The organism is Microbispora sp. NPDC049125 (assembly GCF_040802045.1).
Taxonomy (GTDB): domain Bacteria; phylum Actinomycetota; class Actinomycetes; order Streptosporangiales; family Streptosporangiaceae; genus Microbispora.
Genome location: NZ_JBEZDW010000011.1, coordinates 195763 through 207089 on the forward strand (window position 1 = coordinate 195763; position 11327 = coordinate 207089).

The window sequence follows — 11327 nt, forward strand, 5'->3', positions numbered from 1 at the left end:
TCCTGCCTATGGCTCAGGACTGGTTGAACAGCGAAAGGGTCAGGGTCGAGTGGTACTCACCGGCGGCGACGTCGACCGGAGCCCGCAGTGCGAGGTCGGCGTTGACCTGCCAGGTGCCGATCTCGTCAGCCGAGTTCGCGGTCGAGACGAGCAGCTCCTGGCCCTTGAGACCCACGGTGGGGGCTCCGGTGCCGTCGGAGATGACGCTGGAGACCGGCTCACCGGCCGACACGGCACCGGTGGTGGTGTCGCTCAGCAGCTTCGGCTTCCATCCCAGGTACTCGGGCCCGATGGTCGCCGCGGGATTGCCGGTCGCGGCGAACTGGCTGGCCTGGCCGACGACCGCCCAGAAGTCACCGGCGGGGATGTCCTCGGGACGGCGGGTGTCGGTCACCGTGACCGTCGGCAGGGTGCCGACGAACTGGCGGGCGGTGGCGTTGGTCCCGTTCTCCGTGAGGGACACTCCGCTGTTGTCCGCCACGGTCATCGACACCTGACCGGTGCCGGTGGTGGGCTCGATGGTCACCGACACGTCGATGCCGTCGTCGGGGGCGTCGTCCGCCATCGCGGGACCGCTCACGCCGGCGAGCGCGAGGCCGAGCACCGACGCGGCGAGTATCTGGGTAGTTCTGTTGATTTTCATGTGTTCGCTCCATTTAGGGGGGCGGGGCCGGCCGGCTGATCGGCCGGCCGGCCCCGGTTCTGCTGTGGCGGTGTCCGCTAAGCGTTGACCGTGGTCACCGCCGGTGCGATCAGCCGCAGCTGATCGCGGTGTAAGCGGCGTCGTAGGAGGAGGTGACCTCCTTGCCATCGATCGTCGCGGTCCCCTTCACGGTCGCCGTGCCTGCGGCAACCTGGCCGGCCCGGGTGTTGAAGGACTGGTACGCCTGCTTGCCCGGGGCCACATCGGCCACGGTCTTCGTACCGAAGGGGGTCGTCAGCGTCACGGTCGCCGGCACGGTCGCGCCGTTGACGGCCGTCACGGCCACGTACGCCGAGGTGCCGACGCAGCGGGAGGAGGCGGTGACAGTCAGCTTGACCTCCGGCGTGGACGCCGTGGAGATGGTCAGCGTGAGCGTCTTGATCTCCTCGACGTTGCCGGCCTTGTCGGTCGAGCGGTAGCGCAGCGCGTGCTGCCCGTCGCCCGAGACGGTCACCGGAGCGGTGTAGGCCGCCCAGTCACCGGCGTCCAGCGAGTACTCGGTCTTGTCGACCCCGCTGCCGCCGGTCTCGTCGACCGCCTTGAGCGTGACCGTGACCGGACCGGTGAACGAGCCGCCCGCCGGCTGCTCCGGGTCGGTCGTCGCCGTCGTCACCGGAGCGGTCTTGTCCGCACTTCCCGCCTTGGTCAGCTTGAAGTAGTCGAACTTGACCGTCTTGGCCGCCGCCTGGTTGGTGCCGATGGTGTACACACCGACCTTCGACGCGTTCGCCACGGCGCTGTTCTTCACCACCGCGACCGTGCCGTTGGTGGCCAGGTCGGTCCAGGTGGTGCCGTCGGAGGAGTAGGAGCCGGTGAAGCTGTCTCCCACCTTCTTCAGGCGCAGCCAATACGGACCGGCGGTGAGGTTGTTCACCTGCGGCTGCGGGTTCTGCACGGTGCCGGCGACCTCGCTGCGCAGCTCGATCGTCCGCGCCACCGTCGACCCTGCGGCGTTGGTGGTCAGGAAGTCGAACTTCACGTAGTTGTCGTCGTCGCCGTAGACCATCAGGCCGCCCTGCTGGTACTGCTCGCTGAGGGCCGAGGCGTCCACCTTGGTCTCCAGCGTCCAGTCGCCGCCCGGCGCCGTCTGCAGGATGAAGTTCTTCGGGCCGCTGTTCGTGGTCCCGTAGATGTCACCCGTCGTGGTGTCGAGCTCCAGGTTGCCACCGGTCACCCGAGCGGCCGTCGCGTCGTAGCGCACGTTGTCGCTCCAGCGGCAGAGGTCGAGCGAGCTGCCGTTGAAGTCGTCGTCCGGCGTCGGCGCGGTGGCCTTGTCGTCCGGCGTGATCTGGAACCAGTCGAAGGCCGCGTCCACCACCGGGTGGTTGGCCCCGGCCAGCGAGATCAGGCCGATCTTCGGGTTGGTGATCCCGGCGAGCGGCTTGGTCTCCGGCATCGCCGTGAAGTTGGTGCCGTCCGAGGAGTAGTGCGCGGTGATGTTGGTGCCGTCACTGATGAACCGCACGTACACCGTGTCGGGGTAGGCGTCCCCGAGGTTGGCCGTGTTGCTCGCCGTCACCTCGTTGGGGGCGCCCTTGTCCTCCCGGATGAGCTGGAAGACGCGGCTGGCGTGGTCGGAAGCCGAGGTCGACCGCCCCTCGAGCACCATCTTGGCGTAGTTGTCGTCGTCGCCGTAGATGACCAGGCCCGCCTGCTGGTACGCGTCGGTCGCCCTCAGCGTGAGCTTGGCGGTGGCGGTCCAGGCACCCGACGGCGCCGGCTGCACGACGATGTTCGGCGTGTTGTTGGTCGTCTGGTAGATGTCGGTGGCCGAGGTCGGGATGATGAGCTTGCCGTCCACGACCTTGAGGTCCTGGTTCTCCCGGATGACCGACCAGCGGTCACGGTCGAGCTGGGTGCCCAGGAAGTCGTCGGAACGTCCGGAGAAGCACACCGTGGCCGGTGCGTCCACCTTGATCTGCACCTGAGCGCTGGTTGCGGCGCCCTTGGCGTCGGTCACCGTCACCACGGCGGTGTAGGTGCCCGGCGCTGTGTAGGTGTAGCTCGCGTTGGCCGTGGTCGGCTGCGGCGCGCCGTTCACCCCGAAGTCCCACTTGTAGGTGAGAGCGTCACCCTCGGGGTCGCTGGCGGTGGTGGTGAAGTCCACCTTCAGCGGCGCGACACCGGTGGTGGCGTTGGCGGCCACCGACACCGTCGGACGCTGGTTCTCCGAGGCGCCCTTGCCGACGAAGTCGACCCAGTTGAAGTTGAGCAGGAAGGCGTCGTTCGCCGCGCTCGCCGGCTTGCGCACGACGAAGTACAGCGGGCCGCTCGTGACCGGCGGGTTGGTCAGGTTCAGCGTGACGTCCTTGAACGTCTGCCAGCCGCCGGTGTTGGCCACGTCGACGGAGCCGATGAGCGTCCCGGTCGCCGGGTCGCCCTGCCGGACCTGGATGGTACCGCCGGTGGTGTTCGACGAGACCCTGAACCGAATCGCGCTGATGTTGGTCAGGTTGATCGGGTCGAACGACCACCAGTCGCCGTCCTGGATGTTGGCGATGTTCTTGTTGCCGCCCGCGCTGTCGGTCGTGTCCTCGGCCGTGACGCCCGCGGCGTCGGTGCCAGTGCCGCCCGTGATACGGCCGGTCGCGCTGTAGTGCTCGGCCTGCTTGCGCTTGGGCTGCAGGATGACCTGCCCCCGCCCGGTGAGCGGCTTGGCCGACCCGGCGCCCTTGTCGGTGTAGCTGGCCTCGATGACGTAGAACAGGTTGTCGTACTCACCGTGGCCGGACATTGCGGTCTGCACGACGGCCTCGCAGCCGGTCGTCTGGTCGAGCGGGTGGCCGTGGCTGTCGTGACCCAGGATGGACTGGATCTGCACCTTGCTGCAGTCGACCGTGCCGTCCTCGGCGTCGGTGACGGTGACCTTGAACTTCACCTGGTCGCCGAACTCGAAGAACGCGCCGTTCGGCGGGAGCTCCACCTTGACCTCGGGCTTGGTGTTGCCCGCGTTGATGGTCACGCTCGCCTTACCGGTCAGGCCGTCGGAGTTCGTCACGGTGAGAACCGCGTTGAACTCGCCGGCCTGGGTGTAGGTGAAGGTGGGGTTGGCGGCGGTGGAGTCAGTCGTGCCGTTACCGTCGAAGTCCCAGGCGTAGGTGATGGCCTTGCCGTCGGGGTCGCGCGAGCCGTCGCTGCTGAACTGGACGGTCAGCGGCGCCGGGCCGTCGGTCTTGTCGGCGGTGACCCGCGCCGTCGGGGGACGGACGCCCTTGGTGTAGTCGATGCGGTAGACGCCGGAGTCGGCGTTGTCGCCGCCGAAGCCCGAGCCCCACTCGATCAGGTAGAGGGCGCCGTCGGGACCGAACTTCATGTCCATGGGCTTCTTGAAGCTCAGGGTCTGAAGGATCCGGTTCATCTCGACGAGCTTGGTGCCGTCCTCGTTGAGCTGGAACGACCACATGGCGTTGTTGTTCCACTCACCGAACATGGCCTTGCCGTCCCAGTACGCCGGCCACTTGTTCGTCGACGTGCTGTCGGCGTTGAAGCGGTAGACCGGGCCGCCCATCGGGGCGCCGCCGCTCAGCTCCGGGAAGTTGTTGGGGTCGGCGGCGTAGTGGTACCAGACCGTGGCCGGGATCACCGGCGGCAGGTTGGTCAGGCCGGTGTTGTTCGGCGAGTTGTTGACCGGAGCCGCGCAGTTGAACGCCGCCCCCGACTGCTTGGTGGCGAAGTCGTAGTCGATGTACGGGGTGTTGTTGCCGATGCAGTACGGCCAGCCGTAGTTGCCCGGCTTGGAGATGAGGTTCCACTCCACCGTGTTCTGCGGGCCACGCGTGGCGCTGGCGGAGTTGGAGTCGGGGCCGTACTCGCCCAGCATCACGTTGCCGGTCTTGGGGTCCATGCCGATCCGGAACGGGTTGCGGAAGCCCATGCCGTAGATCTCCGGCCTGGTCTTGGCCGTACCCGGGGCGAACAGGTTGCCCGACGGGACGGTGTAGGTGCCGTCGGTCTCGGGGTGGATGCGCAGCAGCTTGCCGCTCAGGCTGTTGGTGTTCCCCGCGCTGCGCTGGGAGTCCCAGCTCGAGCGGCCCGACTGCTCGTCGAGCGGCGCGAAGCCGTCGGAGTTGAAGGGGTTGGTGTTGTCGCCCGTGCCCAGCCAGAGGTTGCCGGTCTTGGGGTCTATCACCATGCCGCCGCCGTGGTGGCAGCACTCGGCCCGCTGCACCGGCACGTCCATGATCTTCTTCTCACTCGCCAGGTCCAGGGTGTCCCCGGTGACGGTGAACCGGCTCAGCCGGTCGACGTTCTCCGAGCCCGCGGGCGAGTAGTAGAGGTAGATCCACTTGTTCGTGTCGAACCCGGGGTCCAGCGCCATGCCGAGCAGACCGCTCTCGTTGGCGGTGAACACGTTCATGTGCGCCGCGGTCACGCTGCCGCCGCTCGGCTTGATGATCTTGACGTCGCCGAGACGGTCGATGTAGAAGACCCGGCCGTCCTTGGCGACGTCCAGCATCATCGGGTTGGACGTGTCGCTGTCCAGCTCCACCTTGTTGTAGCCGCTGCTCTGCGAGGCCGAGCAGTCGGCCTTGACCGCGCCGGCGGCGGTCTGGATGCCGCCGAGCAGCAACTTCAGGAAGTTCGCCTCGCTGTAGTTCTCCTTCTGGTGGCCGAGGCCGGTGTACCACGAGCGGCCGCCGTCGTAGTCCTGGCACCACGTGTTCGGGTGGTCGGCACCCATGGTGCCGCCGGTGTAGGACTTCTCGTCCATCGACGTCAGCACGTGGACCGTGCCACGCGGGTTGGACTGGTAGTCGTACCACTCGTCGGTACGGGACCAGGTCGTCGGCAGGCCCTTCGTCGAGGGGTGCGCCGGGTCCTCGACCTTCACCGTGGCCTGCTGGATCGCCGGGTGCTGCTTGAAGTACGCCCCGACGAGCTTGCCGTACCAGGCCCAGTTGTATCCGCTGTCGGCGGCGGCGTGGACGCCCACGAAGCCGCCGCCCTTCTCGATGTAGCGCTGGAAGGCGTCCTTCTGATCTTGTGTGGCCACCGGGTCACCGGTCGTGGACATGAAGACCACGGCCTGGTAGTTGGCCAGGTTCGCGTCGGTGAACAGCGCGCTGTCCTCGGTCGTGTCGACCGCGAAGTTGTTGTCCTGGCCGAGCTTCTGCACGGCCGCGATGCCATCGGGGATCGAGTCGTGCCGGAAGCCGGTGGTCTTGGAGAAGACCAGGACCTTGAAGGCGGGCTCGGCCGCCGCCGCGGTGGCCGAGGCGCTCGCCGGCGTCGGTAGGAGCGTGATGAGGGGAGTGGCGAGGGCGAGAGCCATCGCCGCTGCGGTTCGACGTTTCGGACGTCGTCCGTTTGCTGGCAGGACCGCGTTGAGCAGTCTGGCCCACGTACGAGGACGTGGTGACATGGAAAACCCTTTCCTGACCGGGGGGCCGTCAGGCAAGGCGCGCGCCGCCGCGCTTGTTGCCACTTGGTTTGTAGCGGATATTGCGGGGGCTGGAGGGTGCCGTCTCCAGGTCTGTGGGGCCGTCAGCAGCGTGCCGGCCTGGGTAATGAGTCCATGATCGTGGTCGGGTCGTCGATGATCTGGTTGATCACCATGCTCGCGGCGCCGCGGGACGCGGCGCCGAAGCCGAGTGTGGAGGCGACGAATCGGCACTGCGCGGCAGGGGCGGCCACCACGAGCCGCTCCAGCTGCTCCTGCGCGTGCGGCAGCAGCCACTCGGCCAGTGAGGCGAAGTAGCCGCCGATGACGATCACCCGGGGGTTGAACAGGTTGGCCACGATCGAGCCGCCGAGCCCGAGCCAGTGGCCGACCTGCGCGACCGCCTGCATCATGCGCCGGTCGCCGGAGGCCAGGCCCCTGGCGATGTCGGTGACTCGTTCGCCGGGGTCGGGAACCGGCATGCCGGGCAGTCCGTACGCCTGCTCGGGCATGGCCGCGCGGACGAGCGCGGCCAGACCGACCTTGGTCTCCCAGCAGCCGGTGCGGCCGCAGCCGCACTGGTCGCCGTTCGGGTCGACCGGCAGGTGCCCGACCTCTCCGGAGAAGCCGTCCGCTCCGCGCAGAAGCTTGCCGCCGGAGATGATGCCGCCGCCGACGCCCACCTCGCCGGTGAGGTAGACCAGGTCGGGTGTGCCCGCGGCGACCCCCGACGTGAACTCGGCCAGCGCGGCGAGGTTGGCGTCGTTGTCGACCCGCACCGGAATGCGGAGCGGGCCGATCATCGCCGAAAGCTGCTCCGCCAGCGGCAGTTCCCGCCAGTAGAGGTTCGGTGCGAGCGTCACGACACCGCGCGCCACGTCCACGAGACCGGGCACGGCCACCGCGATGCCGGCGGGGATGGCGCCGGTCCGCGTCATCGTCTCCACGGCGTCCCTGGCCACGAGCCCGAGCCGGCGCACCGCGCTGTCCGGGCAGCTGCCCATCGTGTCGAAGACCACCCGGCGCTCGACCAGGAGCCGGCCGCCGAGGTCGGTGCCGTGGACCGCGATGTAGTCCACGTTGATCTCCATCCCCAGGGCGCCGACGTGCGCGCCGTGCAGCGCCACCGCCCGCCGGGGGCGTCCGACGGCGCCCACGTGCTCGACGCCGACCTCCCGCACCAGCCGCCGTTCGAGAAGCTCGGCCATGATGTTGGAGACGGTGGCCCGATGCAGCCCGGTCGCGTCCGCGATGTCGGCGCGGGACAGCGAGGTGTGATCGCGCAGCTCACGCAGTACCGTCGAGAGGTTCGCGCGGCGCAGCGCGGCGGGCCCCGCTGGCGGGGAGCCGCCCGACGGACGGGTGAGGTGCCGCTCGTTCGTCATCCTCACCTGCCCTTTGTTTGTTTCGGAGATCAATTAATCAGGGTTGTAACACGGACATGTCCGTCCTCGCACCCCCAGATCGCGTAACGAGTTGGCATCGCCGGGTTCCGCCGCAGGTCGGTGTCGATTTGTGATGCGGTTACCGGAACGTTACAAAGGCGGCAACCGGTTTCCCCTTGTGTCTTCCGAGTAAGGCTGTTTTTAATTCGGCCAGTTATGTGAACTAATCGAGGAGTGGCGTGGACCGCGACAGGGCCGTTGAGCGAGCCGCAGGCACGGGGGCCGGTCGAGAAGACCGGGCCTCGGCATGCCGGCTCCGGCGAGCGCCCGTCCGGCTCCACGGCCATCGCGCGGCACTCCAGCCATCGTGGCGCGTGAGGCACCCTCGATGACCCATCCGCCCCGCTCGTGGTGGACCCGCGTGTCCGCCGCCCCGTCCCCGCGTACCCCCCGTCCCACCTGACCCTCTCCGCCCGCCAGACTTCCCGCCCGCTTCACCGTCCTGCCTGAGCCGCCGCACTCCCGCCCCTCCCGCGTGCCGCGGCCATGGCGCATGCGGTCAGGCGGGCGGGATGACCACCGTGCCCTTTTCCCTCCACCAGAACGTCCTGCCCGCCTGATCGGCTGTCCGGAGCCGCAGCGGCACCGTTGACGCCGACTTCGGTGCCGTCGCGGTGGTGCCAACCGGCGCCGTCAGGCGGGCGGGACCACGGCCGCATCCACCTCAGGAGGCTTCTGTGCCGCGGTCATCGTCCGATTCGGCGTCTCTGCTCGAGATGCGAGGAATCGTCAAGCAGTTTCCCGGCGTGCGCGCCCTGGACGGCGTCGACCTCGAGGTCAGAGCCGGCGAGGTGCACTGCCTCCTCGGCCAGAACGGCGCCGGGAAGTCCACGCTCATCAAGATCTTGTCCGGTGCCCACGCGCCGGACGAGGGTGAGGTGCTGCTCGACGGCTCACCCGTACGGCTGGCACCGCCGACCGCGGCCATGGGCCACGGGATCGCCACCATCTATCAGGAGCTCGACCTGGTGGACGGGCTGAGCGTCACCGAGAACATCTTCCTCGGCCACGAGCGGGCGACCTTCGGGTTCTCCCGCCGGGCCGAGGCGGACCGGGCGACGGCGGAGTTGCTCGCGCGGCTGGGTCACGGTGAGATCCGCCCGCGTACCGAGGTGGGCCGGCTCTCCCCGGCGCACAAGCAGATCGTCAGCATGGCGCGGGCACTGTCGCACTCGGCCCGGTTGATCATCATGGACGAGCCGTCGGCCGCCCTGGCCCATGACGAGGTGGAGAACCTGTTCCGGGTGATCCGCGACCTCGCCACCCAGGGCGTGGCGGTGATCTACATCTCCCACCGCCTGGAGGAGATCCGGGAGATCGGCGACCGCGTCACCGTGCTGAAGGACGGGCGCACGGTCGCGGTGGGGCTGCCGGCCAAGGAGACGCCGACCTCGCAGATCGTGGCGCTGATGACCGGCCGCAACGTCGAGTACGTCTTCCCGCCGCGGCCGGACAGGAGCGCCCACGAGGGCCGGCCGGAGGTGCTGCGGGTGGAGAACCTGACGCTGCCCAGCCGGTTCGCGGACGTGTCGTTCAACATCCGGGCCGGAGAGATCGTCGGGCTGGCCGGGCTGGTCGGCTCGGGCCGCAGCGAGATCATCGAGTCGATCTACGGGGCGCGGCGGGCCGGCGGCCGCGTCGTGCTCGACGGGAAGGCGGTGCGGCCGGGCAGCACGACCCGGGCCGTGCGGATGGGCATGGGCCTGGCGCCCGAGGAGCGCAAGGCGCAGGCGTTGCTGCTGGATCACTCGGTCGCGCACAACATCACGCTGGCGAGCCTGAGCCGCTACACCAAGCCCCGCTGGTTGGGCTGGCTCGACCGGCGGAACGAGTTCGCCGAGGCCAAGCGGCTGTCGGAGACGTTGGACATCCGCCCGGCCGATCCCCGCCGGGCGATCAGGACGCTGTCGGGCGGCAACCAGCAGAAGGCGGTGCTGGGGCGCTGGCTCGCCGAGGACCGCAAGCTGCTGTTGCTGGACGAGCCGACGCGCGGAGTGGACGTCGGGGCCAGGGCCGAGCTGTACGCCGTCATCAGGAAGCTCGCCAACGAGGGGATCGGCGTGCTGCTGGTCTCCAGCGAGGTTCCCGAGGTGCTCGGCCTGGCCGACCGCGTGCTGGTCGTCCGGGAGGGGCGCGTGATTCACGAGAGCGACGCCCGGGACCTCGACGAACACCAGGTCCTCGATATGATCATGGAAGGAAGGCCGGCGTGAGCGACTCTGCGACGCCTGCGGTGGAGGAGAAGGCGACCGCCCGGGCACAGTCCGGAAAACCCGCCTCCGGTATGACGTTGGCCGGCAGGGCGGGCAGGATCCCGCATCTGGGGCTGGTCGTGGCGCTGGTGCTGCTGGCGATCGTGGGCCTGGTGACGAAGCCGGAGAACTTCGCCACCTCGTCCAACCTCGTGAGCGTCCTGGCGCTGGCCTCGACCATCGGCGTGATCACGGTCGGAAGCACGTTCGTGATCATCGGTGGTGGCATCGACCTGTCGGTCGGGGCGCTGATGGCGCTGGCGTCGGTGTGGGCGACCACGCTGGCCACCCAGGCGTATGGGCCGGTCGTGATGATCTTGTGCGCCGTGCTGGTGGGAACAGGCGCGGGCCTGTTGAACGGCTTCCTGATCTCCTACGGCCGGATGGTGCCGTTCATCGCCACCCTGGCGATGATGGTGGCCGCCCGCGGCCTGGCGCAGCGGATGTCGAACCAGCGCACGCAGCTGGTGCAGCCGGACAACGACGCCATCGTCGGCCTGTCGACCACGCGGGTGCTGGGGCTTCCGCTGCTGGTGTACGTGTTCGCGCTGGTGGTGCTGATCGGCTGGGTGGTGCTCAACCGCACGACGTTCGGCCGGCGGACCTACGCGGTGGGCGGCAACCCCGAGGCCGCCCGGCTGGCCGGTATCGACGTGCGTAAGCACACGCTGATGCTGTACGCCCTGTCGGGTCTGTGCTGCGGGATCGCCGCGGCGCTGATCATGGCGCGCACCACCACCGGGTCGTCCACGCACGGCGACCTCTACGAGCTCGACGCCATCGCCGCCGTGATCATCGGCGGCACGCTCCTGACCGGCGGGCGCGGCACGATCATCGGGTCGATCCTCGGCCTGCTCATCTTCACCGTGATCACCAACCTGTTCATCCTGAACGGGCTGAACACCGCCGACCAGCTCGTCGCCAAGGGCCTGATCATCGTCGTCGCCGTGCTGCTGCAGCGGCGCAGCCTCAACCTGCGCACCTGAGACCCGTAAACAGATAACCCGCTTCCAAGGGAGACAACATATGAAGAAGAACGTCGGCCGGCGCGGCTTCCTGGTGAGCGGCGCCGCCCTCGGGGCAGGCGCCCTCGTCACCGCGTGCACCAGCAACGAGCCGGCCGCCCAGGCCAGCGCGTCCGCCGCGCCCGCGGCGGCGGCCACGGGCGGGAACGACGCCCCCGGCGACAAGGTCGTCATCGGGTTCTCCGCGCCGGCGGCCGACCACGGCTGGATCGCGGCGATCAGCAAGAACGCGGCGGACGCGGCCAAGCAGTACTCCGATGTGGAGTTGAAGCCGGTCGAGCCGACCAACGACATCAACCAGCAGATCTCGGCGGTGGAGTCGCTGATCCAGGCGAAGGTCAATGTTCTGGTGATTTTGCCGAACGACGGTGAGCAGCTGAACCAGGTGGCGCGGCAGGCGATGGACGCGGGTATCCCGGTGATCAATCTCGACCGGGTCTTCCCCGACAAGCTGTCGTACCGGACCTGGATCGGTGGCGACAACTACGGCATGGGTGTGGCCGCCGGTCACTACATCGGCAA

6 protein-coding genes are annotated in these 11327 nt (G+C 68.8%); 3 read left to right on the plus strand and 3 right to left on the minus strand.

Annotation, left to right across the window (positions count from 1 at the left end; translation table 11 throughout):
• Positions 1-13: 13 nt before the first annotated feature.
• The 3 genes from AB0B72_RS15960 to AB0B72_RS15970 all read right to left on the minus strand — a co-directional run bounded on the left by AB0B72_RS15960 (position 14) and on the right by AB0B72_RS15970 (position 7468).
• A complete protein-coding gene (locus AB0B72_RS15960) occupies positions 14-643 on the minus strand; it encodes a hypothetical protein (RefSeq protein ID WP_367739487.1) in 630 nt (209 codons plus the stop codon).
• A gap of 109 nt (positions 644-752) precedes the next feature.
• Positions 753-5975, minus strand: a complete 5223-nt coding sequence (locus AB0B72_RS15965) for a ThuA domain-containing protein (RefSeq protein ID WP_367739488.1) — start codon at positions 5973-5975, stop codon at positions 753-755.
• A 212-nt stretch (positions 5976-6187) separates the two neighbouring features.
• Positions 6188-7468, minus strand: a complete 1281-nt coding sequence (locus AB0B72_RS15970; protein ID WP_367739498.1) for an ROK family protein — start codon at positions 7466-7468, stop codon at positions 6188-6190.
• Positions 7469-8244: 776 nt separating this feature from the next.
• Here AB0B72_RS15970 and AB0B72_RS15975 point away from each other — a divergent pair.
• From AB0B72_RS15975 to AB0B72_RS15985, 3 genes are all read left to right on the plus strand, one after another.
• On the plus strand, positions 8245-9741 hold the full coding sequence (locus AB0B72_RS15975) for a sugar ABC transporter ATP-binding protein (protein ID WP_367739489.1): 1497 nt from the start codon (positions 8245-8247) through the stop codon (positions 9739-9741).
• The gene (locus AB0B72_RS15980; RefSeq protein ID WP_367739490.1) at positions 9738-10766 is read left to right on the plus strand and encodes an ABC transporter permease; all 1029 of its coding nucleotides are present in this window, start codon (positions 9738-9740) and stop codon (positions 10764-10766) included. Before AB0B72_RS15975 ends, AB0B72_RS15980 begins: the two co-directional genes overlap by 4 nt.
• Before the next feature lie 40 nt (positions 10767-10806).
• On the plus strand, positions 10807-11327 hold a 521-nt coding region (locus tag AB0B72_RS15985; RefSeq protein WP_367739491.1), incomplete at its 3' end, for a substrate-binding domain-containing protein.